Raw genomic sequence first — 26691 nt, forward strand, 5'->3', positions numbered from 1 at the left:
CATCGCAGGGAGAGATGTCATGTCCGACGAGACCCAACTGGTGGCCGAGATCGAGGCGCTGGGCGTGCGGCTGGCCGAGGCCAAGGACAGCATCACCCGGCGGTTCATCGGGCAGGAGCGGGTGGTGGACCTGACGCTTTCGGCGCTTCTGTGCGGTGGCCACGGATTGCTGATCGGTCTGCCGGGTCTGGGAAAGACGCGGCTGGTGGACACGCTGTCCACGGTCATGGGGCTGCATGGCGCGCGCATCCAGTTCACGCCCGACCTGATGCCCGCCGACATTCTGGGCTCGGAAGTGCTGGACACCGGCGAGGACGGCTCCCGCGCCTTCCGCTTCATCGAGGGGCCGATCTTCTGCCAGCTTCTGATGGCCGACGAGATCAACCGCGCCAGCCCCCGCACCCAATCCGCGCTGTTGCAGGCAATGCAGGAGAAATCGGTCACCATCGCGGGCGCCGCCCATCCGCTGAAACCGCCCTTCCACGTTCTGGCCACCCAGAACCCGATCGAGCAGGAGGGCACCTATCCGCTGCCCGAGGCGCAGCTTGACCGCTTCCTTGTCCAGATCGACGTGCCCTATCCCGACCGCAGGACCGAGCATGACATCCTGATCGCCACCACCGGCGTCGAGGAGGAAGCCGCGCATGAGGTGTTCAGCGCCGACCAGTTGATCGCCGCGCAGAAGATCGTCCGCCGGATGCCGGTGGGCGAAACGGTGGTCGAACTGATCCTCGATCTGGTGCGCGCCTGCCGTCCGGGCGAACCCGAGGCGCCGCAGATCGTGCGCGATGCCGTGGCCTGGGGGCCGGGGCCGCGGGCGGCGCAGGCGCTGATGCTGACGGTGCGCGCGCAGGCGCTGCTGGAGGGGCGGCTGGTGCCCTCCGCCGATGACGTGCTCAAGATGGCCGCCCCCGTGCTGACCCATCGCATGGCGCTGAGCTTTGCGGCGCGGGCGCGCGGCGAAAGCCTGCCCGACGTGATCGAGGCCGTCGCGCGCCAGACCTTGCGGGTCGAGGCCGCGGCGTGAGCGATCCCGCCGCCCTCCGCGCCCGGGCCGAGGGGCTGGCGGCCGCGCTGCCGCCGCTTCTGGCCGATGCCGAGCATCTGGCGCAGGCGGTGCTGCTGGGCGAGCACGGGCGCAGGCGGGCGGGCACGGGCGACGAGTTCTGGCAATACCGCCCGGCCCATGCGGGCGACGGGGCGCGGATGATCGACTGGCGCCGCTCGGGCCGGTCGGATGCCCATTTCGTGCGCGAACGCGAATGGCAGGCGGCGCAAAGCGTGCTGCTCTGGGTCGATGCCTCGGCGTCGATGGGGTTTTCGGGGGCGAAGTCGCATCCGACCAAGGCCGAACGCGCCCGCGTCCTTGCGCTGGCCATTTCGGTCCTGCTGACCCGCGGTGGCGAGCGGGTGGGGCTTGCGGGCACCGGCCTGCCCGCGCGGCGCGGGCCGCTGCAATTGTTGCGCATTGCCGAGGCGCTGGGCGGGACCGACCCCGCGGCGGATTACGGCGCCCCCGAGGCACGCAGCATGCCGCCCCATTCGCGCGCGGTGTTCCTGTCGGATTTCCTGGGCGATCCGGCGCCGGTCGAGCGGGCCTTGACCGAGGCCGCCGACAAGGGCGTGAAGGGCGCGATGTTGCAGATCCTCGACCCCGTGGAAGAGGCGTTCCCCTTCGACGGTCGCACGATCTTCGAAAGCATGGGCGGCAGCCTGCGCCATGAAACGCTCAAGGCAGGCGATCTGCGCGGCCGCTACCTGGACCGGCTGGCGATGCGCAAGGCGCGGCTGGCCGATCTGGCCCGCGCGACGGGCTGGCATTTCTCGACCCATCACACCGGCGAGTCGGCGCAGGGCTCGCTGCTCTGGCTCTTTCGCGCGCTGGAACGGGTGCATTGATGTGGACGCTGGGCGGCATCGGCTTCACCGCGCCCGCGCTCCTTTGGGCGCTGCTGGCGCTGCCCGCGCTGTGGTTCCTGCTGCGCGCCGTGCCGCCCGCGCCGATCCGGCGGCGGTTTCCCGGCGTCGCGCTGCTGCTCGGCCTGACCGATGACGAGACCCAGACCGACAAGACGCCCTGGTGGCTGTTGCTGCTGCGCATGCTGGCAGTGGCGGCGCTGATCCTGGGCTTTGCAGGCCCCGTCCTGAACCCGCAGGAGCGTCAGCCGGGGCAGGGGCCGCTTTTGGTCTTCATCGACGGCACATGGGCCGATGCGCGCGACTGGCCGCGCCGGATCGACCGGGTCGCGGCGCTTCTGGACGAGGCCGGGCGCGACGGGCGGCCCGTGGCGGTGGTGCAGGCGACGGCCCTGCCCGAGGCGGGGCTTCCCCTCCAGTCGGCCGAGGCCTGGGCCAGCCGTCTGGCCGGTCTGAAGCCCGCCGCCTGGCTGCCCGATCCGGCGGCGCTGTCGGACTGGGCCGGGGCGCTGGAGGGCGGCTTCGACACGTTCTGGATGTCGGGCGGGCTGGATTACGAGGGGCGGCGCGACCTGATCGCGCGGTTCGAGGCGGCGGGAACCCTGCGCGTCTTCGAAAGCCCGCGCCCGGTTCTGGCGCTGCGCCCCGCGATCTTCGAGGATGGCGCGATAAGGCTGACCGCGCTGCGCGCCGGGCCGGGAGAGACCTCCGAGATCACGCTGGCCGCGACGGGGCGCGATCCGGCGGGCGTGGAACGGGTGCTGGCGCGGGTGCCTGCCGGTTTCGAACCGGGCGCCGCCGAGGTGACGGCGGACCTCGTCCTGCCGCCCGAATTGCGCAACCGGATCAGCCGCTTCGCCATCGAGGGCGTGCGCTCCGCCGGTGCGGTCAGCCTGACCGATGACAGCCTGAAACGGCGGCGCGTGGCGCTGATCGCGGGGCGCGACGACCGCGAGGGGCTGCAACTGCTCTCGCCGCTGTTCTACCTGCAAAAGGCGCTGGACCCGACCGCCGACCTGATCGACGGCGCGCTGGCCGACATCATCCTCGCCAGCCCCGATGTGATCGTGCTGGCCGATGTCGCGACCCTCTCCGCCGCCGAGGCCGAGGCGTTGCAGGACTGGGTCGAGCGCGGCGGGCTTCTGGTGCGCTTTGCCGGGCCGCGGCTGGCCGCCTCGGATATCAGCCGCGATGCCGAGGATCCGCTGATGCCGGTGCGGCTGCGCGCAGGCGGGCGCACCGTGGGCGGCGCGATGAGCTGGGGCGAGCCCAAGGCGCTGCGCCCCTTCGCCGAAACCTCGCCCTTCTTCGGGCTGACGATCCCCGGCGATGTGCAGGTCACTGCGCAGGTCATGGCCCAGCCCGATCCGCAACTGGCCGAACGCGCGATCGCGGCGCTGGCCGACGGCACGCCGCTGGTCACGCGCAAGCGGCTGGAAGACGGGCAGGTGGTTCTGTTCCACGTCACGGCCAATGCGGAATGGTCCACGCTGCCGCTTTCGGGGCTGTTCGTGCAGATGCTGGAACGGCTGGCGGTCTCGACCCGCCCCGCCCGGCCCGAGGTGGACGAGCTGCGCGGCACGACCTGGGTTGCGGAAACCGTTCTGGACGGCTTCGGCGAGGCGGGCGAGGCGGGCAATCTGCCCGGCATCCCCGGCGAACGCCTGGCCGAGGCACGCCCCGCCCCCGACCTTCCGCCCGGGCTGTATGCCGGCGAGGATCGCCGGCTTGCGCTGAACGTGATCGGCCCCGAAACGGCGCTGACCCCCACGACATGGCCCGCGCGCATCCCGGTCGAGGGGCTGGCCGTCGCGCGCGAAACCCTGCTCAAGGGCTGGGTTCTGACGGCCGCGCTGGCGATCCTGGCCGCCGACATTCTGGCGTCCCTGTGGCTGTCGGGGCGGCTCAGGGGGCAACGCTCGGGCGCGGCGGCGGTCCTCGTGCTGGCGCTGATGCTGCCCCGGGGCGCCGAGGCGCAGGTGGACGAGCTGGCGCTTCGGGCCACGACCGAGGTGGTGCTGGCCCATGTGCTGACCGGCGATGCCCGGGTGGACGAGGTGGCGCGCGCCGGGCTCTGGGGGTTGTCGCAGAAGCTGATCCAGCGCACCTCGATCGAACCGGCGGACCCGATCGCGGTGAACCTCGAAACCGACGAGCTGTCGTTCTTTCCCTTCCTCTACTGGCCGGTGACGGCGAACCAGCCGATCCCCTCGCCCGAGGCCTATGCCCGGCTGAACCGCTACCTGCGCACCGGCGGGATGATCCTGTTCGACACCCGCGACGCCGATGTGGCCCGCTTCGGCGGCGCCTCGCCCGAAGGGCGGCGGCTCCAGCAACTGGCCCGCCCGCTGGACGTGCCGCCGCTGGAACCCCTGCCCGCCGATCATGTGCTGACGCGCACCTTCTACCTGTTGCAGGATTTCCCCGGCCGCCACACCAGCCGCGATGTCTGGGTCGAGGCCGCCCCCGCGGATGCCGAACAGGCCGAGGGGATGCCGTTCCGCGACCTCAATGACGGGGTGACGCCGGTGGTGATCGGCGGCAATGACTGGGCCGCGGCCTGGGCGGTGGATGCGCAGGGCGGCGCGATGTTCCCGGTGGGCCGCGGCTATGCAGGCGAACGGCAACGGGAAATCGCCTATCGCTTCGGCGTCAACCTGATCATGCATGTGCTGACCGGCAACTACAAATCCGACCAGGTCCATGTGCCCGCACTTCTGGACAGGCTGGGCCAATGACCGGCAACGTGATCCTCGATCCGCTGATCCCCTGGCCGCTGGTCTGGGTGCTGACGGCCCTGGCCGTCGCGATCACCGGCCTTGCCCTGTGGCGCGGGCTGGCGGGCTGGTGGCTGCGGGGGCTGGCGGCGGCGGCGATCCTGGCGGCGCTGGTCAATCCCGCGCTCCAGACCGAGGAACGCAACCCGCTGTCGGACATCGTGGTTCTGGTGGTCGATGACAGCGCCAGCCAGCGCCTTGCCGACCGCCCCGAACAGACCGCCGCCGCCATCGCCCGGATCGAGGCCGAGATCGCGGCGCTGGAAAATACCGAACTGCGCATCCTCCGCGTGGGCGATGGCGAGGGCAACGAGGGCACGCTTCTGATGACCGCGCTGGCCGCCGCGCTGGCCGAGGTGCCGCGCGCCCGGCTGGCGGGGGCGATCCTGCTGACCGACGGGCAGGTGCACGATCTGGACCGCGCGCCGCCCATGGCCGCGCCGCTGCACGCGCTGCTGACCGGACAGCGCGACGACTGGGACCGGCGGCTGGTGGTGCGCAATGCCCCGGCCTTTGCGATTCTTGGCGAACAGGTCATGCTGACGCTGCGGATCGAGGATCAGGGCGCGGTGCCCGCCACGCTCGGCCAGACGACGCAGGTCCGGGTGGCCATCGATGGCGGGCCTGCGCAAAGCTACACGGTGCCGCTGAACCGCGATATCGACGTGCCGCTGGTGCTGGACCATGCGGGCCGGAACGTGATCCAGTTCTCGGTGGCGCTCGAAGAGGGCGAACTGACCGACCGCAACAATGCCGCCGTGGTCCAGATCAACGGCGTGCGCGACCGGCTGCGCGTCCTGCTGGTCTCGGGCGAGCCGCATGCGGGCGAACGGACCTGGCGCAACCTGCTGAAATCGGACAGTTCCGTGGACCTCGTCCATTTCACGATCCTGCGCCCGCCCGACAAGCATGACGGCGTGCCGGTGTCGGAACTGTCGCTGATCGCCTTTCCCACGCGCGAGCTGTTCCTCGACAAGATCGACGAGTTCGACCTGATCATCTTCGACCGCTACAAGCGGCGCGGCATCCTGCCCGGGCTCTATCTCGAGAATGTGCGCGACTATGTCGAAAAGGGCGGCGCGGTGCTGATCGCGGCCGGACCCGAATTTGCCAGCGCGGATTCGCTCTACCGCTCGCCTCTGGCCCAGATCCTGCCCGCCGCGCCCACGGCGCGCGTCCTCGAAGAGGGCTTCCGCCCCGAGATCACCGAACTGGGCCAGCGCCACCCGGTGACCGAGGGGCTGGAGGCCGAGGCCGACGGCCCCTGGGGCCGCTGGTTCCGCCTGATCGAACTTGAGGCCGGAGGCGGGCAGGCGGTGATGTCCGGCCCCGGCGCGCGGCCGCTTCTGCTGCTCGACCGGGTGGGCGAGGGGCGCGTGGCGCTGATGGCCTCGGATCACGCCTGGCTGTGGAATCGCGGCTTCGAGGGCGGCGGGCCACAGATGGAACTGCTGCGCCAGCTCGCGCACTGGATGATGAAGGAACCCGACCTCGAAGAGGAATCGCTGGGCGCCGCCGCCGAGGGCCAGACCATGACGATCACCCGCCGCTCGCTGTCCGAAGGCGCGCGCGGCGTCGAGATCACCCGCCCCGATGGCGAGACCGAGACGCTGGATCTGCAGGAAACCGCGCCGGGCCGGTTCCAGGCCACCTATGAAGGGCCAGAGATCGGGCTTTACCGTCTGTCGGATGCGGAACTGGAAACCGTGATCGCATTGGGACCGTCTGCGCCCCGCGAATTCGAGGAAACGATCGCCAGCGGCGTGCCGCTGGCCCCCGCGGTCGAGCCGACGCGGGGCGGCATCCTGCCGATCCATGCCGGGCTGCCCGACATCCGCACCGTGCGCGAGGGGCGGCTGGCGGCGGGCCGGGGCTGGATCGGGATCACCCCGCGCGGGGCCTACCTGACCGCCGATCTGCGCATCACGCCGCTGGCCCCGGCCTGGGCGATGCTGCTGCTCGCTGCCGCCCTCAGCCTGGGCGCCTGGCTGCGCGAGGGGCGCCGCTAGCTGCGCCCCAGTTCTTTTTTGGCCGCAAATATCCCGGGAGGAGTCTGCAAGGATGGGCGGCAGTGCCCGCCTGATCCGGCCCCGCCACGCGCTCTATCTGGTGTTGCTGGTCGAGGCGGTGTCGGTCAGGCCCGCGGCGGCGGCCTTTTCGGCCAGAACCTCGGCACGGGGACGCCAGCGATAGGTCGGATCTTCGGCCGTGCGCGCCCAGAACAGGTCGCCCCCCGTCCGCCACGGGTCGAGCACCACGCCCGCCTGCAAAGGATCGCCCTTTCGGCTGAGGATCACCGTGGAATGGTCGATCCGGAACAGCCGCTCGCCGGGCGAGATGGCGCGGTGCAGTTGCAGCGTGCGGAACCCTTCCTGGGCCAGGCGGGCCTCCATGTCCTCGGCCCAGTGATAGCACAGGCCCCGGTCGCGCAGGCCCATGTTGACCTTGGTGTTATGCACCAGCGGCGGGTCGGTCACGCGGTAGTCGCGCGCCAGCTGGCGGGCATGGGCATGCGCGATCTCGGCGGCGCGGGCGGCCTCGGCGGGGTCGATGCCGGGGCCCAGATCCTGGATCGTGCGCGCCAGCGCCGTGACCTCGGCGGGGTCGGGCGGGGGCAGGCCGTCCTGTCCCGGGGGAGCGGCGGCGCAGCCGGCCAGCGCGAGGGCGGCCACCAGCATCGGCGCGGCGAGGGGGGAACGGGTTCTGGTCACGGGCGCTCCGTCGGGTCGATGGCGTTGGTCACTGGCTAGCCCGGCTCTGTCCGTCTGTCGAGCGGTCCTCATGGCGCGCCCTCGCCGAGCAGCGCCCGGCGCGAGTTCGAGGCGAATTCCCGGCGCCAGAGCACCCAGCCGGTCAGCACCGTCGCAGCGATCAGCGGCAGCGGCCCCAGCAGCCAGGCCAGCCCGCAAAGCGCGAAATAGAGCGAGCGCATGCCCCGGTTGAAGCTGCGCGCGGCGGTGATGTTGATCTCGGCGGCCTGGGCGGCGCGGGGCAGGGCGGCGGGGTGCTCCGGCTCGTTCGGGACGGCGGCCATGATGACCGCGCAATAGCCGAACAGCCGGTGCGACCAGACGAATTTGAGGAAGGCATTGGCCACGAACAGCAGGATCGCGAGGATCTTCAGCTCCCACACGATGGCGGGGGCGGCGTCCAGCGTCAGATCCTCGGCCAGGCCCAGCAGCCGCTCGGTATTGCCGATCAGCGCGAGTCCCGCGCCGATGATGATCATCGCGGCCGAGGCGAAGAAGGTGGTGCCCTGGCGCAGGGTGGACAGGATCGTGGCGTCGAAGATGCGCGGCTGGCGGGTCACGAGCTGGCGCATCCATTCCCGCCGGTAGCCCGACATCAGCACCGAGACCGAGGGGCGGGCCGCCGAGGAATGCTCGATTCGCCAGCCGATCCAGAGCCAGGCCGCGATCCACAGGCCGAGGGCTGCGGCATCCAGCGCCGTGAACATTGCGATCCGGTCGAGCAGTTCCATGGGCGCGAGCCTAGACGCAGGGGAAAGCGCTTGTCAGCGCGGAATATTGGTTATAATTTCTTACCAATAAGGGAGGAACGCCGATGGACATGCCCGTGCCGAATGCCGCGGTCATCGCGAAGAAGGAGCATGTGGTGGCCCGTCTGGCCGAGGTGCTGCCCGAGGGCGCGGTGATCCATGATCCGGCCGAAACGCGCGCCTATGAATGCGACGCGCTGGCCGCCTATCGCTGCCCGCCGATGGCGGCGGTCCTGCCCGGCTCGACCGCGGAGGTCGCGGCCGTGCTGCGCATCTGCCACGAGGAGGGCGTGCCGGTGGTCCCGCGCGGGTCGGGCACGTCTCTGGCGGGCGGCGCGATGCCGACGGCGGATTCCGTGATCCTGGGCGTGGCGCGGCTGAACAGGGTGCTGGAGGTCGATTACGACAACCGCGTCATCCGGGTCGAGGCCGGGCGCACCAATCTGAGCGTGACCGGCGCGGTCGAGGCCGATGGCTTCTTCTACGCGCCCGATCCCTCGTCGCAACTGGCCTGCGCCATCGCGGGCAATATCGCGATGAATTCGGGGGGCGCGCATTGCCTGAAATACGGGGTGACCACCAACAACCTGCTGGGCGTGACGCTGGTGACGATGGACGGCACCGTGGTCGAGATCGGCGGGGCCTACATGGATGCGGGCGGCTATGACTGGCTGGGGGTGATCTGCGGATCCGAGGGGCAACTGGGCGTGGTGACCGAGGCGACGCTGCGCATCCTGCCCAAGCCCGAGGGGGCGCGGCCCGTGCTGATGGGGTTCGACAGTTCCGAGGTGGCGGGGGCCTGTGTCGCGGATATCATCAAGGCGGGCGTGCTGCCCGTGGCGATCGAGTTCATGGACCGCCCCTGCATCCGCGCGACCGAGGCCTTTGCGGGAGCGGGCTATCCCGATTGCGAGGCGCTGCTGATCGTCGAGGTCGAGGGCAGCCCGGCCGAGATCGACGAGCAGCTGGGCCTGATCAAGCAGATCGCCCGCAGGCATGATCCGGTCGAGCTGCGCGAAAGCGGGTCCGAGGCGGAAAGCGCGGCGATCTGGAAGGGGCGGAAATCGGCCTTTGGCGCGATGGGGCAACTGGGCGATTACATGTGCCTTGACGGGACGATCCCGGTCTCGGCGCTGCCCCATGTGCTGCGCCGGATCGGCGAGATGTCGGCCGAGTTCGGGCTGGGCGTGGCCAACGTGTTCCATGCGGGGGACGGCAACATGCACCCGCTGATCCTGTTCGACGCCAACACGCCGGGCGATCTGGAACGCTGCGAGGCGTTCGGGGCGGCGATCCTGAAGCTCTGCGTCGAGGTGGGCGGCTGCCTGACCGGCGAGCATGGGGTGGGCATCGAGAAGCGCGACCTGATGGGGGTGCAGTTCGACCCCGTGGACCTGGAAGCCCAGATGCGGGTGAAGGACGTGTTCGATCCCGGCTGGCTGCTGAACCCGGCCAAGGTCTTTCCGCTGGAGGCGAGCGCGGGGCGGCGGGCGGGTTAGGGGGCTTTCCGCCCCCTCTTGCCCTGCGGGCAATTCACCCCCGAGGATATTTGGAGCCAGAAGAAGCATGATGAGACCGGGGACGGAAGCGGAGCTGGCCGAGGCGGTGGCGGCGGCGGCGGGGCCGTTGCGCATTCTGGGCGGGGGCACGCGGCCAGTGGGCCGGCCGGTCGAGGGCGAGGCGCTGTCGGTGGCGGGGCTGTCGGGGGTGGTGCTTTACGAGCCGGGCGCGCTGACGCTGGTGGTGCGCGCGGGCACGCCGCTGGAGGAGGTCGAGCGGGTGCTGGCCGGTGAGGGGCAGCGGCTGGCCTTCGAGCCGATGGATCACCGGGTGCTCCTGGGCGGTTCGGGCGTGCCGACCATCGGGGGCGTGGTGGCGGGCAATGTCTCGGGGCCGCGGCGGGTGCAGGCGGGGGCCTGTCGCGACGCCCTGATCGGGGTGCGCTTCGTCGACGGGCGGGGCGCGGTGATCCGCAACGGGGGGCGCGTGATGAAGAATGTCACGGGCTATGACCTGGTCAAGCTGATGGCGGGCAGCCGGGGCACGCTGGGGGTGTTGAGCGAGGTGGCCTTCAAGCTGTTGCCGGTGCCCGAGAGTGTCGCGACCGTCACGCTGCACGAGGCGGATGGCGCGCGGGCCTTCGAGGCGATGACGCGGGCGATGAAGAGCCCTTTCGAGGTGTCGGGGGCGGCCTGGCTGCCGGGGAAGGGTGAGGTGCATCTGCGGCTGGAGGGCTTCGCGGGGTCGGTGGCCTATCGCGCGGGGCGGTTGCGGGCGCTGCTGGCCGGTCCGGGCGAGGTGACGGTCGAGACCGGGGCCGAGGCGAATGCGCGGCTGTGGCGGGCGATCCGGGATGTCGAGGCGCTGGCCGGGCACGCCTTTGTCTGGCGGGTGTCGATGGCGCCCGGCGCGATGCGGGCGGGGCTGCGGGCCGATCTGGACCGGACGGCGCGGTTCGACCGGGTGGTGGACTGGGCCGGGGGCCTGTGCTGGATCGGGATGACCGAGGCGCAGGCGGCGGATTATGCGCCGCGCTTCGGGGCGGCGGATGCGGTTGCGGGGGCGATCCGGTTCCATCGCGACCTGCAGGCGGAAATGGCCGATCCGGAACTGGGCGGCGGCCATGCGACGCTGGTCAAGGGGCCGGAGGCGTTGCGCGCCGCCGTGCCGGTGTTCCAGCCCGAGCCCGCGCCGCTGGCCGCGCTCGCGCGGGGGCTGAGGGCGCAGTTCGATCCGCGCGGCATTCTGAACCCCGGGCTAATGGGATAGCGCGATGCAGACGACCTTTACCGAAGCGCAGTTGCGCGATCCCGGCATCGCGCGGGCGAACGAGATCCTGCGCGCCTGTGTCCATTGCGGGTTCTGCACCGCGACCTGTCCGACCTATCAGGTTCTGGGCGACGAATTGGACAGCCCGCGGGGGCGGATTTACCTCATCAAGGACATGCTGGAGAATGACCGGCCGGCGGACGAGAAGACGGTCAGGCATATCGACCGCTGCCTGTCCTGCCTGGCCTGCATGACGACCTGCCCCTCGGGTGTGCATTACATGCATCTGGTCGATCACGCCCGCGCGCATATCGAGCGGACCTATCGCCGCCCGCTGACTGACCGGGCGCTGCGCTGGATGGTGGCGAAGACGCTGCCCTATCCGGCGCGGTTCCGGATCGCGATGCGGCTGGCGAAGCTGGGGCGGCCGGTGGCGGCCTTGCTGCCCGATGCGCGGATCAAGGCCATGATGGCGATGGTGCCCGCGCGCCTGCCGAAGCGCAGCCCGAATGACCGGCCGCAGGTCTTTGCCGCGCAGGGTCCGCGGCGGATGCGGGTGGCGCTGTTGACGGGCTGCGCGCAGCGGGTGCTGGATACCGATATCAACGACGCGACCATCAGGCTGCTTCGGCGGTTGGGCTGCGAGGTGGTGATCGCGCGCGGCATGGGCTGTTGCGGGGCGCTGACCCATCACATGGGGCGGGTCGGGGACAGCCACGCGATGGCGGCGCGCGCGATCCGGGCCTGGAGCGCCGAGATCGCGGGCGAGGGGCTGGATGCGATCGTGGTCAATACCAGCGGTTGCGGGACGACGATCAAGGATTACGGCCACATGTTCGCGGGCGATCCGCTGGAGGCCGAGGCGCGGGCCGTGGCGGCGCGCGCGCTGGACATTTCCGAACTGGTCGAGCGGCTGGGCCTGCCCGAGGGGCGCGGCGGGTTGCGGGTGGCCTATCACGCGGCCTGTTCGTTGCAGCATGGCCAGCAGATCAGGACGACGCCCAAGGCGCTGTTGCAGCGCGCGGGGTTCGAGGTGGTGGAGCCTGCGGATTCGCATCTGTGCTGTGGTTCGGCGGGCACCTACAACCTGTTGCAGCCCGCGATCTCGGCCGAGTTGAAGGCGCGCAAGGTCCGGACGCTGGAGGCGCGGGATCCGCAGGTGATCGCCACGGGCAATATCGGCTGCATGATGCAGATCGGCTCGGGCACCGGGGTTCCGGTGGTCCATACGGTCGAGTTGCTGGACTGGGCGACGGGCGGGCCGCGGCCGCGGGCGCTGGGCGCGGACCAGGGGGCGCGGCCATAATCCTGCCCCGAGCGGGTGCTATCGCGGTTCCATGGCGGGACCGTTCGGACATGTCGCGGCGCTGGCCGGGCTTTTGCTGGCGCTGGGCGCGGGGATCGCGGCGGCGCAGGACGGGACGTTGCGCGCGCTGGAAAGCGGCGACGCCTCGAAGGACTGGCGCGCGGTCGGGCGGATCGAGATCGGCGGGCGCGGCTTCTGCACCGGGGCGCTGATCGCGCCGGATCTGGTGCTGACCGCGGCGCATTGCCTGTTCGACAGGGCGAGCGGGCTGCCGGTGAATCCGTCCGGGCTGGAATTCCGGGCGGGCTGGCGCAATGGCCGGGCCGAAGCCTATCGCAAGGTGCGCCGCGGCGTCGTCCATCCCGATTACCGCTATGACGCGCCAGACAACATCGCGCGCGTGTCCCATGATCTGGCGCTGTTACAACTGGATCAGGCGATCCGGCTGCCGGGGCTGCATCCCTTCGAGACCGGGGATCGGCCGCGCATGGGGGCGGCGGTGGGCGTGGTGTCCTATGCCCAGGGCCGGTCCGAGGCCCCCTCGCTGCAGGAGGTCTGCCATGTGCTGGCCTTGCAGCCGGGCGTCCTGATGCTGTCCTGCGAAGTGGATTTCGGGGCCTCGGGCGCGCCGGTCTTCCGGATCGAGGATGGCGTGGCGCGGATCGTGTCCGTCGTGTCGGCCAAGGCCGAGCTGGCCACGCGGCCGGTGGCGCTGGGCACGGCGCTGGGCGCGTCGCTGGAGCTGTTGCAGGGCCGACTTGCGGCGGGCGAGGGCGTAATCGGCGCGGCCGGGGCGGCGCCGCGCTTCGGGCAGGGCGGCGCGCGCGAGAGTGGCGGCGCGCGGTTCGTAAGGCCCTGAGCGATGCGGCGCCCCCGGCTTTCCCTGGGTCTGATGCTGGCGCTGGTCGCGTTTCCGGCGCTGGGCGATACCGGGCTCAGGCGGCTGGGCCAGCGCGCCGAACTGCTGGGCTGGGAGGCGGTGGGCCGGCTTGACCATGCGGCGGGCGCGTTCTGCACCGGGGTTCTGGTCGCGCCCGATCTGGTGCTGACCGCGGCGCATTGCCTGTTCGACGGCCAGGGCCAGCGGGTGGATCCGCGCGGGCTGACCTTTCGCGCGGGGCTGAGCGAGGGGGCCGCCATCGCCGAGGTCGCCGGACGCCGGGCGGTGATCCATGAGGGCTATCGCCCGGGCGAGGGCGACGCGCTGGCGCGGCTGGGGGCGGATGCGGCGCTGGTTCAACTGGCCGAGCCGATCCCGGCGGGCGTGGCCGCGCCCTTCGTGGCGGGGCGTGCGGTGGGGCGTGGCGGCGCGGTCAGCGTGGTCTCCTATGCCCGCGGGCGCGAGGAGGCGCTGTCCTGGCAGCCGGGCTGCACCGTGCTGGACCGCGGGGCGGGGGTCTATGCGTTTTCCTGCGATGTGTGGTTCGGCTCGTCCGGGGCGCCGGTCTTCGAGACCTCGTCGGGCCGGGCGCGGATCGTGTCCATCGTGTCGGGCGGCCTCCGCGAGGATGGGCGCAGCATCGCCTATGGTCCCGATGCGGGCGCGGCGCTGGATGCGCTGGCCGCGGCGCTGCGCGCGGGTCGCGGCGTCTTCCCCCGGGAGGGGGTCGATGCCCGCCGCCTGCCCGTGGCCGGGAGCGATGGCGCGCGGGGCGAGATCGGGGCGCGCTTCGTCCGGCCCTGAGCGGGGTCGGGTTCTTGACAGCCCCCGGCGGGCTTCCCAGATCCCGGTTTGCGGGTGCCGACAGGGCCCGCGTGATGGCCCGTCCCGACGAGGGGGAGGGCATTCCTTGCATCGCTCAGAAGAGGATGACAGACATGCGACACTATGATTTCGGACCGCTTTACCGCGCCACCGTGGGCTTTGACCGGGTGGCCGACATGATGGACCGGCTGCTGGCCAGCGAAATGGGCCAGCCGGGCTATCCGCCCTACAATATCGAGAAGACCGGCGAGCATGGCTATCGCATCTCGATCGCGGTGGCAGGCTTTGGCGCCGACGATCTGTCGGTCGAGGTCAAGGAAAACGCGCTGGTGATCGCGGGCCGCAAGGCGCCCGAACCCGACGGGCGCAGCTTCCTGCATCGCGGCATCGCGACCCGGGCCTTCGAGCGGCGCTTTGCGCTGGCCGATCATGTGCGGGTGACGGGGGCCAGCCATGTGGACGGGATGCTGCATGTGGACCTGGTGCGCGAGGTGCCCGAGGCGCTGAAGCCCCGCCGCATCGAGATCGCGGCGGCGGGCGCCCGGGCGATCCCGGCGCAGGCGTCGGCCGAGGAGGCGCAGACGGCCGGGTAGGTCCGGCCATCGCCGACCGATGACAAGACCGGCGCGCGGGGCCTTCCGCGCGCCGTTGCCGTTTCGGGGGCGGCGGTTCGCGCGCAGGACGCTGGCCGAATCCGGTTCGCGCGCGCTTTAATCGTGGCATGGAGGATTTCGAGCTTTTCCGTCGTCTGGGCCTTGCGCTGGCCATCGGGCTTCTGTTCGGGCTGGAACGGGGCTGGCATGCCCGCGACGAGCCCGAGGGCGAGCGGGTGGCCGGGCTGCGCACCTTCGGGTTGACCGGGCTGCTGGGCGGGGTCTGCGGCTGGCTGGGGATGCTGGTCGGGCCGGTTTTCCCGGGGCTGGCCTTCGTGGCCATGGCGGCGCTTGTCGCGGTGACCTACTGGGCGCAGATCGAGGAGAACGAGGATCAGGGCCTGACCACCGAGGTCGCGCTGTTGCTGACCTTTGCGCTGGGGGCGGCGGCGTTGCTGGGCGACATGGCGGCGGCGGCGGCCGTGGCGGTGGTGGCGACGGCGCTGTTGTCGCTCAAGCGGGTGCTGCATGGCTGGGTCGCGCGGATCCGGCAGTTCGAACTGGCCGCGCTGGTGCAACTGGCCGTCATCTCGGTGGTGATCCTGCCGCTGTTGCCGAACCGGGGATATGGCCCCGGCGCCGCGCTGAACCCGCATGAGCTGTGGCTGGCGGTGGTGATCGTGGCCGGGCTGTCCTTTCTTGGCTATGCGGCGATCCGGGTGGCGGGGGCAGGGCTGGGTGCGGTGATTACCGGGCTGTTCGGGGGGCTGGCCTCCTCGACCTCGACCACGCTGGCGCTGTCGCGGCTGGTGCGCAGCGATGCGCGGCTGGGGCCGGTGATGGCGATCGGCGTGGTGCTGGCGGGATCGGTGACCTTCCTGCGGGTTCTGGTGGTGGGCACGATCTTTGCGCGCGACCTGCTTGCGCCGCTGCTGGTGCCGCTGGGGGCGATGGCGGCGGCGGGCTTTGCCGGGGCGGGTGTTCTGGCGCTGGCGGCGGGGCGGGGGCAGAGGTCGGAGACCGATCTGGACGGGCTGTCGAACCCGCTGGCGCTGGGCACGGCGCTGTCCTTCGGGGCGGTGCTGGTGGGGGTGGTGCTGGCCACCCATTACCTGCAGCTCTGGTTCGGGGCGGGCGGCGTGCTGGCGGTGGCGGCGGCCTCGGGGGTGACGGATGTGGATGCGCTGACGATCACGGTCGCGCGGATGACCCGCGACGGGCTGGGCCTGGAGACCGCTGCGGCCGCCATCGTGCTGGCCGTGTCGGTCAATACGGCGGTCAAGGGCGGTATCGCGGCCGTGCTGGGCGGCGGGCGCTTCGGGCTGCGGGTGCTGGCGGTCTATGCGGTCGTGCTGGCCACCGGGGCGGCGGCGCTGGCGCTGGGCTGAGCGGGCGGGCGCAGCATCGCGGCGATGGCGGCGAATTGCGGGGCCAGCGGGCTGGTCCGGCGCCAGACCATGCCGACGGTGCGTTTCGGGCAGGGCGCGGGCAGGCGCGCGACCGAGACCGCGGCCGAGCGGGTTTCGGTCGGGATGGCCATTTCGGGGATCAGCGTGACGCCGATGCCCGCGCCGACCATCTGCACCAGTGTCGCAAGCGAACTGCCCTCCATCATGTCGCGCGCCGCGCGGGTCGTGGGGGCGCAGAAGGACAGCGCCTGATCGCGGAAGCAATGCCCCTCTTCCAGCAGCAGAAGCCGCATCTCGCGCAGCGTTTCGGGGCAGGGCACCGGTCTGTGGGCATCGGCAAGCGGGCGGACAAGGACGAAATCCTCGTCGAAGAGCGGTTCCTCGTGCAATGCGGGTTCCGAGACGGGCAGCGCGACGATGGCCAGATCCATCCGCCCCTCGACCAGATCGCGGATCAGGACCTGGGTGACGGCTTCGCGCGGGCGGATGTCGAGATCGGGATTGCGGGCCGCGAGATCCTTGATGAGGCCGGGCAGGAGATAGGGCGCGATGGTGGGGATCACCCCGATCCGCAGCCGCCCGGTCAGGCCGCCACGCGCGGCGCGGGCAAGATCGTCCAGTTCCTCGACCGCGCGCAGGATGTCGCGGGCGCGTTCGGCCAGCGCCTCGCCCAGCCCGGACAGGCGGATCTGGCGGGTGCCGCGTTCGATCAGGGGCGCGCCCAGCAGCGCCTCAAGCTCCTTGATCTGCACCGACAGGGCGGGTTGCGAGATGCCGCAATCCTCGGCGGCGCGGCCGAAATGGCGGTGCCGGGCAAGCGCCTCGAAATAGCGCAGATGCTTGAGGGTGAGGCCGATCATAGGCTGGGATTATCACTGTCATTAGAACTTCAAAATTCCAATAATGATAATAGGTGCTAGAAGCAATCTGTGATCCGGGGGCGGATTCGCGCGGGAGTGGCACGGCACGGAGGCTGGCCGCCCCTTCCCGACCCCCGGCCAATGAGCATCAGAGGAGAGCCCGAATGGACGGAAACGACATGGCGACCGGCAAATGCCCGGTGATGCATGGCGGGAACACCGCGATGAACACGAGTGTCATGGATTGGTGGCCGAACGCGCTGAACCTGGACATCCTGCACCAGCACGACACCAAGACCAACCCGCTGAAGGGGTTCGACTACCGCGAGGCGGTCAAGACGCTGGATTTCGACGCGATCAAGGCCGATCTGCGCGCGCTGATGACCGACAGCCAGGACTGGTGGCCGGCCGATTGGGGCCATTACGGCGGGTTGATGATCCGCATGGCCTGGCACGCGGCGGGCACCTACCGGATCGCGGATGGCCGCGGCGGCGGCGGCACCGGCAACCAGCGCTTCGCGCCGCTGAACTCCTGGCCCGACAACGTGAGCCTGGACAAGGCGCGGCGGCTGCTGTGGCCGGTCAAGAAGAAATACGGCAACCGGATCAGCTGGGCCGACCTCATCATCCTGGCGGGCAACGTGGCCTATGAATCCATGGGGCTGAAGACCTATGGTTTCGCCTTCGGCCGCGAGGATATCTGGCATCCCGAAAAGGACATCTACTGGGGCGCCGAGAAGGAATGGCTGGCGCCGTCGGATTCGCGCTACGAGGATCTCGACAATCCCGCGACCATGGAAAACCCGCTGGCCGCGGTGCAGATGGGGCTGATCTACGTCAACCCCGAGGGCGTGAACGGCCAGCCCGACCCGCTGAAGACCGCGCTTCAGGTGCGCGAGACCTTTGCCCGGATGGCGATGAACGACGAGGAGACCGTCGCGCTGACCGCGGGCGGGCACACCGTCGGCAAGTGCCACGGCAATGGCGATGCCAGCCTGCTGGGGCCGAATCCCGAGGCCGCGGATGTCTGCGAACAGGGCTTTGGCTGGTCGAACCCGAACCAGTCGGGCAAGGGCCGCTACACCGTGACCAGCGGCATCGAGGGCGCCTGGACGACCCATCCGACCAGGTGGGACAACGGCTATTTCTACCTGCTCTTCACCTATGAGTGGGAGCTGAAGAAATCCCCCGCCGGTGCCTGGCAATGGGAGCCGATCGGCATCAAGGAAGAAGACAAGCCGGTGGATGTCGAGGATCCCTCGATCCGCTACAACCCGATCATGACCGATGCCGACATGGCGATGAAGATGGACCCGGTCTATCGCGAGATCTCCGAGCGGTTCTACAAGGATCCGGACTATTTCACCGAGGTCTTCGCCCGGGCCTGGTTCAAGCTGACCCATCGCGACATGGGACCGAAGGCGCGCTATATCGGCCCCGAGGCGCCGACCGAGGATCTGATCTGGCAGGATCCGGTGCCTGCGGGCGCGACCTCCTATGACGTGGCGGCGCTGAAGGCGAAGATCGCGGGGTCCGGCCTGTCGATCGCCGAGATGGTCGCCACCGCCTGGGACAGCGCGCGGACCTTCCGCGGGTCGGACATGCGGGGCGGTGCCAATGGCGCGCGCATCCGTCTGGCGCCCCAGAAGGACTGGGAGGGCAACGAGCCCGCGCGGCTGCAAAAGGTGCTGGCGGTGCTTGAGCCGCTGGCCGCCGAGGCGGGCGCGTCGCTGGCCGATACCATCGTGCTGGCCGGCAATGTCGGGATCGAACAGGCCGCCAGGGCCGCGGGCCATGACATCGAGGTGCCCTTTGCGCCGGGCCGGGGGGACGCGACCGAGGCGATGACCGACGCGGCGTCCTTCGACGTGCTGGAACCGCTGGCCGATGGCTACCGGAACTGGATGAAGAAGGATTACGTCGTCAGCCCCGAGGAGCTGCTGCTGGACCGCACGCAGCTGATGGGCCTGACCGCGCCCGAGATGACCGTTCTGGTCGGCGGGATGCGGGTGCTGGGGACCAACCATGGCGGCACCCGGCATGGCGTGTTCACCGACCGCGAAGGCGCGCTGACGAACGACTTCTTCGTCAACCTGACCGACATGGCCTATAAATGGGTTCCGGCGGGCAATGGCGTCTACGAGATCCGCGACCGCAAGTCGGACGCGCTGAAGTGGACCGCAACGCGCACGGATCTGGTGTTCGGCTCGAACTCGATCCTGCGGTCCTATGCCGAGATCTATGCCCAGGACGACAATGCCGGGAAGTTCGTTCAGGACTTCGTGGCGGCCTGGACCAAGGTGATGAACGCCGACCGCTTCGACCTGGCGGCGTGAACGAAAAGGGCCACCCCCGCCTGCGCGCGGGGGTGGCCCCTTGCCCTCTGGGGGGCGTCAGCGGGAGGCGGGGGCGTAGAGCCCTTCGTAGATCGGGGCCAGCGTCTCGTGCTCGAACAGCGACGAGACGGAGGTGCCCTGCCAGATATTCATGATCGCCTGGGCAAACAGCGGCGCGGTGGGCACGATCCGGATGTTGTGGGCGGCCTGGACCTGCTCGGTCGGCTGGATCGAATCCGTCACCACCACCGTTTTCAGCCGCGAGCCGGTGATGCGTTCGACCGCGGGCCCGGAAAAGACGCCGTGGCTGATATAGGCGTGCACCTCTTCGGCGCCGGCCTCGATCAGCTTGTCGGCGGCCTTGACCAGCGTTCCGGCCGTGTCGCACAGGTCGTCGACGATGAAGCAGATCTGGCCCTCGACCTCGCCGATCACGGTCATCTCGGCCACCTCGCCGGGGCGCGAGCGACGCTTGTCGACGATGGCCAGCCCCGCGCCGATCCGCTGCGCCAGTTCGCGGGCGCGCGCCACGCCGCCGACATCGGGCGAGACCACGGTGATCTTGTCGCCGATGCCGTTGAACTGATGCGCGATGTCCAGCGCGAAGATCGGCGAGGCATAGAGGTTGTCGACGGGGATGTCGAAGAAGCCCTGGATTTGGGCGGCGTGCAGATCCATCGTCAGGATCCGCTCGATCCCCGACTCGGTCAGCAGGTTGGCGACCAGCTTGGCGCTGATCGGGGTGCGGGCCTTGGTGCGGCGGTCCTGGCGGGCATAGCCGAAATAGGGGATGACGGCGGTGATCCGGGCGGCCGACGAGCGGCGCAGCGCATCGGAAATGATCATCAGTTCCATCAGGTTGTCATTCGCCGGGTTCGAGGTCGGCTGGATGATGAACATGTCCTCGCCGCGGACATTCTCGTAGACCTCGACGAAGATTTCCTGGTCGTTGAACCGTTCGACCCGGGCATCGACAAGGCCGACATTCACCCCTCGGTGCATCGACATCCGCCGGGCGATGGCGGAGCCGAGCGGACGGTTGGCATTGCCCGAAATCAGTTTCGGTTCGTGGATGTTGTGCATCTGGAGGATCCTTGGGCGGCGGCGGATTCGTGACTGTCGCGTGACGTTGACAGCGCTTATCACCCGGTTACGGTCTTGAAAACCTAGTGAGGGGGACAGGTACGAGATGGCCCATATCGACTATTACTTCACGGCGGTCTCGCCCTTCTGCTATCTTGCGGGCCTGCGGCTGGAGGAGATCGCCGCGCGCCATGGGGCCACGATCACCTACAAGCCCTTGGACATGATCGCGCTGTTCGCGCGGACGGGGGGCGTGGCGTTGCCGGATCGGCCGGACTGCCGGAAAGTCTATCGGCTGCAGGAAATCCGGCGGCAGGCGGCGAAGCGGGGTTTGCCTGTCGTGTTGAAACCGAAGCATTTCCCGACCAATCCGGCGCCTGCCGCCTATGCGATCATCGCGGCGCAGGCGGCGGGGGGCGGGGATCTGGGCGGGCTGGTGCATGGGGTCCTGCGCGCCTGCTGGGCCGAGGAGCGGGACGTGGCCGAGGATGCGGTGATCCGCGAGTGCCTGTCGGCGGCGGGGTTCGATTCCGCCTTGGCGGACAAGGGGTTGCTGGCCGGGGCCGAGACCTATGCGGCCAACCTGGAAGAAGCCACCGCGCGGGGCGTTTTCGGTGCGCCCTTCTACATCACGGATGGGGATGAACGGTTCTGGGGGCAGGACCGGCTGGAGGATCTGGACCTGCATCTTGCAGGCAGGTTGTAGCGGAACCGGGCCGGATTCCGCGATATGAATTCCATATGATTTCCATATGAATTCCATATGGGCTTTTTCGGTCCGGTCGATGCACGCGGTCCGGCCGATGGTGGCGCATCCGGGGCGGTTCCGCGGAACGGAAAACGCCCCGGACCGGGGTCCGGGGCGCGCGGGTGGTCCTGTCGGAGGGGGGCGCCGACCGGGGAGCCGACCGGGGCGGAGGGCTCAGCCCGGGACGTGAACCGGCGCGGGCGCGGGGCCGCCCTCGACCAGCCGGAGGAAGGCGTCGATCTCGTCTTCGGTGGTGCACCAGGAACAGACGAGCCGGGCCGAAAGCGGCTGATCGCCGGGGCCCTCAAGCGACTGGTCCATCGGCCAGAGGTAATATTGCGCGCCCGCCTTCTGCGCCCGGCGGTGGCCTTCGCGCGGCCAGGCGGCGAACACCGCGTTGGCCTGGGTCGGGTGCAGCAGCGTGGCGCCGGGCAGCGCGGCCAGACCCGCCGAAAGTCGTGCCGCGGCATGGTTGGCACGCTCGGCCAGTTTCAGCCACAGATCGTCCTTGAGATAGGCCGCCATCTGGGCCGAAAGGTAGCGGTGCTTGGAAAACAGATGCCCGCCGCGCTTGCGCCGCAGTTCGAATTCCCAGGCGCGGGCGGGGTCGAACAGCACGACCGCCTCGACCCCCATCAGCCCGTTCTTGGTGCCGCCGAAGGACAGCACGTCGATGCCCGCCTTCCATGTCATCTCGGCCGGGCTGCATCCGGCCGAGACCAGCGCATTGGCAAAGCGTGCGCCGTCCATGTGCACCGGCAGGTCTGCCGCCCGGGCAACGGCGCAGATCGCCGCCACCTCGGCGGGGGAATAGACCGCGCCCGCCTCGGTCGCGTTGGTGATCGTGACCGCGCCGCGCTGGACATTGTGCACGCCCGCCCGCGCGGTGAAGCCGATGGCGCGGGCCAGCGCGTCGGGGTCGACCTTTGCATGGTCGCCGCCCACCAGCGTCAGCTTGGCGCCGCCGGTGAAGAATTCGGGCGCGCCGCATTCGTCCTCTTCGACATGGGCGTTCCGGTGGCAATAGACCGTGGCCCAGGGCGGGCAGAGGCAGGCCAGCGCCAGCGCATTCGCCGCGGTGCCGGTCGCGACCAGATAGACCTCGGCCTCGGGCGCCTCGAAGGCGATGCGGATCGCGTCGCGCACGTCGGTCGTGGTCACGTCATTGCCATAGGGCATGGTGTGGCCGTGATTGGCCTCGATCATCGCCTCCAGGATCTGGGGCGGGACGGGCGCGGTGTTGTCCGAGGCGAAATGCACGATCAAAGCTCCTCTTCGATGATGTGGTCTTCCCACTCGTCGAGGGGAATATCGAATTCGGGCAGTGTCCAGCCCCTTACCGATGCGCCCGCCCGGTGAACGCTTTCTGTATCGCCCGAGACCAGCGGGTGCCAGTCGGCAAGCGGCTTGCCCTCCCAGACCCGACGATAGGCGCAGGAGGCGGGCATCCAATAGGCGATCTCGGCGATGTTTTTCGGCGTCAGCACCACGCATTCGGGCACGATGGCCTTGCGGCAGTCGTAATTGCCGCAGCGGCAGGTGTCATCGTCCAGCAGACGACAGGCGATGCGGGTAAAGACCACCTCGCCGGTATCGGCATCTTCCAGCTTGTTCAGGCAGCACTTGCCGCAGCCGTCGCAGAGCGCCTCCCATTCGCGGGGGGTCAGCTTCTTCATCGGCACCTTTTCCCAGAAGCGGGGGCGCAGGCCGGTGCGGTCGATGGGGTCGGGCATGGCTCAGGGCCGCCAGGGCAGGGGCGGGTCCTGGGCGAGGATCTCGCGGGCGCGGGTGCAATCCCGCTCGATCTGGGCGACCAGGGCGTTGAGGCTGTCATATTTCGCCTCGTCGCGCAGGAACTCGACCAGCGCGACCGACAGATGCGTGCCGTAGAGATCGCCCTTGAAGTCGAACAGGTAGCTTTCGCAGTTCGGGACATTCTCGCCGAACATCGGGCGCACCCCGATCGAGGCGACGCCGTCATGGCTGCCGACATGCGGGCCGGACAGCACATCGACGCGCACGGCATAGACGCCGAAGCGGGGGCGGTGCAGGCCGTGGATCGACATGTTGGCGGTGGGATAGCCCAGCGCATGGCCGCGCGAATCGCCGTGCAGCACCTCGCCCTCGATCCGGTGCCAATGGCCCAGCATCGCGGCGGCATCGCGCGGGCGGCCATCGGTCAGCGCCTCGCGGATCGCGGTCGAGGAGACCTCGCCCGCGGCGTTTTCCAGCAGATCGGCGACGGTCACGCGGAAGCCCAGATCGTCGCCGAACCGGCGCAACGCGGCGACATCGCCCGCGCGGCCCTTGCCGAAGCGGAAATCCTGGCCGATGACGACATGGGCCAGCCCCAGCCCCTCATGCAGCACCTCGCGGGCGAAGGCCTCGGGGGTCAGGGCGGCCAGCCTGCCGTCGAAGGGCAGTTCATACAGGTGGTCGATGCCGAGTTTCGCCAGCCGGTTCGAGCGCGCCTCGGCATTCATCAGCCGGAACGGGGCGGCGTCGGGGGCGAAATGCTGGCGCGGATGGGGTTCGAAGGTGACGACGCCCAGCGGCACGCCGCGCCGGGCGGCCTCGGCCCGGGCAAGCTCGATCACGCTGCGATGGCCCAGATGCACGCCATCGAAATTGCCGATGGCGGCCACTGCGCCGCGCTCGCCCAGGGGGGCGCCTGCCCATGTCGTGAAGGTCTTCATCGGCCCCGGATTGCACCCAAGGCCGGGCGGCGTCAATCGAATTTCTTGGTCGGCGCCAGCACCGTCGCCTCGCCCTTGAGCACCGGCTTGCCATTGACCAGGCAGCGGGTGTCCAGCGTCACGCGGCGCTTGCCGTAGTCGATGGCCATCACCTCGACCTCGGCCAGGACGACATCGCCGGGGCGCACGGGGGCGAGGAATTTCAGGGTCTGGCCCAGGTAGATCGTGCCATGGCCCGGAAGCTGTTCGCCGATCACCGCCGAGATAAGCCCCGCGGTCAGCATGCCATGCGCGATGCGGCCCTCGAAGATCGTCGCCATCGCGTAATCGTCGTCCAGATGCACCGGGTTGCGGTCGGTCGAGACCTCGGCAAACATCTCGATATCGCGGTCCGTCACTTCCTTGCGGAGGTGGCGGATCATGCCGATCTCGAGATCCTCGATGCAGATGGTTCCGCGTGGCATGTTGTCGAGCATTCCCCCGGCTCCCCGGATTCTGATGTTGCAGCGCAGCATAGCGAAGCCGATCCGAGGCTGCAACGACGAAGGGTAATATACCGTTACGGAAGATGCGAGTGTCGCAACTTTGTTGCGTGCGGGGGCTGGCCTAGCGCAGGAAGCCCATGGCGTAGGTGGGGCTGGCCATTTCGCGGGAGAGAAAGGCGTTCAGCGCGGCGGGGTCGGGGTCGCGCGCGGTGTTCGTTTCCTGCGCGGCCAGCCCGCCGGTGATGAAGAGCGAATCGAGATCCTCGCCCAGCGCGCCGCGAATGTCGGTCGCGATGCCGTCGCCGATGCAGAGGATCTGGTAATCGGGCACCTCGGCGATCTGTGCCAGCCGCTGGCGGGCAAGGTCGTAGATCGGCGGGTGCGGCTTGCCGAAGTAAAGGCTTTCGCCGCCCATCTCGGTATAAAGCTGCGCGACCGCGCCGCCGCACCATTCCCGCGTCTCGCCCCGGTCCACGACGATATCGGGATTGGCGCAGAGCAGCTTCAGGCCTTTGTTCTTGGCGTAAAGCAGCTGCGGGCGCAGGTCGGCGGGGTCGGCATGGGCGTCGAAGGGGCCGGTGCAGACGATGCCCTCGGCCTGATCGAGCGGGACACGCTCGATCGCGACGGGGTTCTGGACGATGCGGATCGGGTCGAAGAAGGACTCGTCCTCGTCGGTGCCCATGAAGAAGACCCGCTGCCCGACCGCGCCGCGGAACATCGCCATGCGGGCGGCATCGCCCGAGGTGGCGATGGTGTCCCAGCAATCGGTGGGCACGCCGATCCGGTCAAGCTGGCCCTCGACCGCCTTGCGATGGCGCGGCGCGTTGGTCAGCAGCACCACCACGCCGCCGCCTGCCTTGTAGTGCTGCAACGCAGCGACGGCCTCGGGGAACGGCTCGCGCCCATTGTGAACGCAGCCCCACAGATCGACGAAAAGCGCGCGGTAGCGGGCGGAGACCTCGTCGAGGCGGTCGATGATCTGCGTCATGGGCGGTCCTTGAAGCGGGGCGCCGCGATGGGCGCCCCCTTGGGGTCAGAGTTGCAGGGCGGGCAGGATCTGCTTTTTCCGGCTCATGATGCCGGGCAGAACGACGGTGTCGCCCGCGACCGTGGCGCCAAAGCTCTTCTCGGCCACGGTCTTGACCAGATCGTTCGGCACCAGCAGCGTCGCCTCCTCGCGCAGGATGTCGACGACGAACAGAAGCACCTGGTCGGCGCCGTCTTCCTGCGCCACGGTGACCATCGACTCCATCAGGCTGGCCTTGCGGTCGAGCACGGTTTTCGGCGAGGTGGTTTCCAGAACCGAAACGCGGAACTGCTTGCCCGCGATCTCGAACTCCTTGGAATCCATCCGCAGCAGTTCCGCGTCCGAGAAGGCCGAGACGTCGGATTTCGCGGCGAACATCTCGGCGGCGTAATCGGGGATCGAGACGCCCAGATCGGCGGCCAGCGCCTCGGCCAGCGCCTTGTCCGCGGGCGTCGTGGTGGGCGAGCGGAATTCCAGCGTGTCGGACAGGATGCAGGACAGCATCGTGCCCTTGATCGCCGCGGGCATCTTCGCGGCGTCCGCGCCCATCAGGTCGTGCATGATGGTGGCGGTGCAGGCGACGGGGCGCACGGTGATGTCGATGGGCGCGCGCGTCTTGAGCCCGCCGACCAGCATGTGATGGTCGATCAGCGCGATCACGTTCGCCTCGTTGATCGAGGCGGGCAGTTCCGCGGGGTTGTTGGTGTCCACGACCACCACATCCTCGCCCGCCGCGACATCGGCGATGATCTCGGGCTGGTCGAGACCCCAGCGGCCGAGCACGAATTTCGCCTCGGTATTGGGCTCGCCCAGCAGCTTCGCCTCGGCCTTGCGGCCCTGGATTTCGGAGAGATACCACGCCCAGATGATCGGCGAGCCGGTGGAATCGGTGTCGGGAGACTTGTGGCCAAGGACCTTGATCGTCATGGGGATGTCCGCTTGTCAGGAATGTCGGTCGGGCGTCCTTATAGGCAGGGGCGCGGGGCTTGTCACGGGGGCGGCGGGCGAAGCTTTCGTGACGGTGGGCGCGCCGTGTTTTAAAGGGGGCGGCGCGAGAATTTTTTCGCCCTGCGGCTTCTTGACAGGCATTCGGCTTGTGCCTAACTCAGCGGCGTTAGCACTCGATGGGTACGAGTGACAACAGATCATACCCTGAACCAAGGAGCGTTCAAAGATGGCATTCAAACCGCTGCATGACCGGGTTCTGGTCCGCCGTGTCGAAAGCGACGAGAAGACCAAAGGCGGTCTGATCATTCCCGACAGCGCGAAGGAAAAACCGGCCGAGGGCGAAGTCATCGCCTGTGGCGAAGGTGCCCGCAAGGATTCCGGCGAGCTGATCGAGATGGCCGTGAAAGCCGGTGACCGCGTCCTCTTCGGCAAGTGGTCGGGCACCGAGGTGACGATCGACGGCGAAGACCTGCTGATCATGAAGGAAAGCGACATCCTCGGCGTCATCGCCTGAGCCGTCGCAGAAACGT

24 protein-coding genes are annotated in these 26691 nt (G+C 69.5%); 14 read left to right on the forward strand and 10 right to left on the reverse strand.

Annotated features, from left to right (window positions below; all coding sequences use genetic code 11):
* Positions 1–19: 19 nt before the first annotated feature.
* Genes EV216_RS11730 through EV216_RS11745 form a run of 4 tightly spaced genes read left to right on the forward strand, consistent with a single transcriptional unit; the run spans position 20 to position 6703 of the window.
* Positions 20–1027: an AAA family ATPase gene (locus tag EV216_RS11730; RefSeq protein ID WP_132695661.1), complete on the forward strand. Its 1008-nt coding sequence runs from the start codon at positions 20–22 to the stop codon at positions 1025–1027.
* Positions 1024–1899 carry a DUF58 domain-containing protein gene (locus EV216_RS11735; protein WP_132695662.1) on the forward strand — a complete coding sequence of 292 codons (876 nt, stop codon included), beginning with the start codon at positions 1024–1026 and terminating at the stop codon, positions 1897–1899. The genes EV216_RS11730 and EV216_RS11735 overlap by 4 nt, the downstream gene beginning before the upstream one ends.
* Entirely contained in the window at positions 1899–4655 is a 2757-nt protein-coding gene (locus tag EV216_RS11740) for a DUF4159 domain-containing protein (RefSeq protein ID WP_132695664.1), read from the forward strand. Before EV216_RS11735 ends, EV216_RS11740 begins: the two co-directional genes overlap by 1 nt.
* Positions 4652–6703 (forward strand): hypothetical protein, encoded by a 2052-nt coding sequence (locus EV216_RS11745; RefSeq protein ID WP_132695666.1) that lies wholly within the window; start codon positions 4652–4654, stop codon positions 6701–6703. Before EV216_RS11740 ends, EV216_RS11745 begins: the two co-directional genes overlap by 4 nt.
* Before the next feature lie 93 nt (positions 6704–6796).
* Here EV216_RS11745 and EV216_RS11750 read toward each other — a convergent pair whose 3' ends face one another.
* Together EV216_RS11750 and EV216_RS11755 are read right to left on the reverse strand one after the other, a co-directional pair.
* Positions 6797–7405, reverse strand: coding sequence for a hypothetical protein (locus tag EV216_RS11750; protein WP_243642062.1), 609 nt, complete (start codon positions 7403–7405; stop codon positions 6797–6799).
* A gap of 68 nt (positions 7406–7473) precedes the next feature.
* The gene (locus EV216_RS11755; protein ID WP_132695668.1) at positions 7474–8175 is read right to left on the reverse strand and encodes a DUF599 domain-containing protein; all 702 of its coding nucleotides are present in this window, start codon (positions 8173–8175) and stop codon (positions 7474–7476) included.
* Positions 8176–8258: 83 nt separating this feature from the next.
* Between EV216_RS11755 and EV216_RS11760 the strand changes: the two genes are divergently transcribed.
* From EV216_RS11760 to EV216_RS11790, 7 genes are all read left to right on the forward strand, one after another.
* Positions 8259–9692 carry an FAD-linked oxidase C-terminal domain-containing protein gene (locus EV216_RS11760; RefSeq protein ID WP_132695669.1) on the forward strand — a complete coding sequence of 478 codons (1434 nt, stop codon included), beginning with the start codon at positions 8259–8261 and terminating at the stop codon, positions 9690–9692.
* 70 nt (positions 9693–9762) lie between these two features.
* Positions 9763–10962, forward strand: coding sequence for an FAD-binding protein (locus EV216_RS11765; RefSeq protein WP_132695671.1), 1200 nt, complete (start codon positions 9763–9765; stop codon positions 10960–10962).
* A 4-nt stretch (positions 10963–10966) separates the two neighbouring features.
* Entirely contained in the window at positions 10967–12268 is a 1302-nt protein-coding gene (gene glcF / locus EV216_RS11770; protein ID WP_132695673.1) for a glycolate oxidase subunit GlcF, read from the forward strand.
* Positions 12269–12299: 31 nt separating this feature from the next.
* The gene (locus tag EV216_RS11775; protein ID WP_132695675.1) at positions 12300–13127 is read left to right on the forward strand and encodes a trypsin-like serine peptidase; all 828 of its coding nucleotides are present in this window, start codon (positions 12300–12302) and stop codon (positions 13125–13127) included.
* Positions 13128–13130: 3 nt separating this feature from the next.
* Entirely contained in the window at positions 13131–13952 is an 822-nt protein-coding gene (locus tag EV216_RS11780) for a trypsin-like serine peptidase (RefSeq protein ID WP_132695677.1), read from the forward strand.
* A gap of 134 nt (positions 13953–14086) precedes the next feature.
* The gene (locus EV216_RS11785; protein ID WP_132695678.1) at positions 14087–14566 is read left to right on the forward strand and encodes an Hsp20 family protein; all 480 of its coding nucleotides are present in this window, start codon (positions 14087–14089) and stop codon (positions 14564–14566) included.
* Positions 14567–14694: 128 nt separating this feature from the next.
* Positions 14695–15954: an MgtC/SapB family protein gene (locus EV216_RS11790; RefSeq protein WP_132695680.1), complete on the forward strand. Its 1260-nt coding sequence runs from the start codon at positions 14695–14697 to the stop codon at positions 15952–15954.
* Here the strand turns inward: EV216_RS11790 and EV216_RS11795 are convergent.
* Complete coding sequence (locus EV216_RS11795; RefSeq protein WP_132695682.1) at positions 15906–16835, reverse strand: hydrogen peroxide-inducible genes activator; 930 nt, start codon at positions 16833–16835, stop codon at positions 15906–15908. The two genes, EV216_RS11790 and EV216_RS11795, sit on opposite strands and share 49 nt — an antisense overlap.
* Before the next feature lie 164 nt (positions 16836–16999).
* Here EV216_RS11795 and katG point away from each other — a divergent pair, with 164 nt between their 5' ends.
* Positions 17000–19171, forward strand: a complete 2172-nt coding sequence (katG, locus tag EV216_RS11800; protein WP_132695683.1) for a catalase/peroxidase HPI — start codon at positions 17000–17002, stop codon at positions 19169–19171.
* Positions 19172–19228: 57 nt separating this feature from the next.
* Here katG and EV216_RS11805 read toward each other — a convergent pair whose 3' ends face one another.
* Positions 19229–20254, reverse strand: coding sequence for a ribose-phosphate pyrophosphokinase (locus EV216_RS11805; RefSeq protein ID WP_132695685.1), 1026 nt, complete (start codon positions 20252–20254; stop codon positions 19229–19231).
* Between the two features lie 106 nt (positions 20255–20360).
* On the opposite strand from EV216_RS11805, the gene EV216_RS11810 reads away from it, so the two are divergent.
* Entirely contained in the window at positions 20361–20960 is a 600-nt protein-coding gene (locus EV216_RS11810) for a 2-hydroxychromene-2-carboxylate isomerase (protein WP_132695687.1), read from the forward strand.
* Positions 20961–21176: 216 nt separating this feature from the next.
* Here the strand turns inward: EV216_RS11810 and EV216_RS11815 are convergent, their stop codons facing one another.
* From EV216_RS11815 to EV216_RS11840, 6 genes are all read right to left on the reverse strand, one after another.
* A complete protein-coding gene (locus EV216_RS11815; protein WP_132695689.1) occupies positions 21177–22262 on the reverse strand; it encodes a threonine aldolase family protein in 1086 nt (361 codons plus the stop codon).
* A 2-nt stretch (positions 22263–22264) separates the two neighbouring features.
* Positions 22265–22735 carry a YcgN family cysteine cluster protein gene (locus tag EV216_RS11820; RefSeq protein WP_132695691.1) on the reverse strand — a complete coding sequence of 157 codons (471 nt, stop codon included), beginning with the start codon at positions 22733–22735 and terminating at the stop codon, positions 22265–22267.
* Positions 22736–22738: 3 nt separating this feature from the next.
* The gene (locus EV216_RS11825) at positions 22739–23698 is read right to left on the reverse strand and encodes a bifunctional riboflavin kinase/FAD synthetase (RefSeq protein ID WP_132695693.1); all 960 of its coding nucleotides are present in this window, start codon (positions 23696–23698) and stop codon (positions 22739–22741) included.
* Positions 23699–23730: 32 nt separating this feature from the next.
* Positions 23731–24174, reverse strand: coding sequence for a MaoC family dehydratase (locus EV216_RS11830; RefSeq protein ID WP_132695695.1), 444 nt, complete (start codon positions 24172–24174; stop codon positions 23731–23733).
* 130 nt (positions 24175–24304) lie between these two features.
* The gene (locus EV216_RS11835) at positions 24305–25174 is read right to left on the reverse strand and encodes a TIGR01459 family HAD-type hydrolase (protein ID WP_132695696.1); all 870 of its coding nucleotides are present in this window, start codon (positions 25172–25174) and stop codon (positions 24305–24307) included.
* 45 nt (positions 25175–25219) lie between these two features.
* The gene (locus EV216_RS11840; protein ID WP_132695698.1) at positions 25220–26140 is read right to left on the reverse strand and encodes a manganese-dependent inorganic pyrophosphatase; all 921 of its coding nucleotides are present in this window, start codon (positions 26138–26140) and stop codon (positions 25220–25222) included.
* A gap of 247 nt (positions 26141–26387) precedes the next feature.
* Here EV216_RS11840 and groES point away from each other — a divergent pair, with 247 nt between their 5' ends.
* Positions 26388–26675, forward strand: coding sequence for a co-chaperone GroES (gene groES, locus EV216_RS11845; protein WP_132695700.1), 288 nt, complete (start codon positions 26388–26390; stop codon positions 26673–26675).
* Positions 26676–26691 lie beyond the last annotated feature (16 nt).

The organism is Rhodovulum steppense (assembly GCF_004339675.1).
GTDB lineage: Bacteria > Pseudomonadota > Alphaproteobacteria > Rhodobacterales > Rhodobacteraceae > Rhodovulum > Rhodovulum steppense.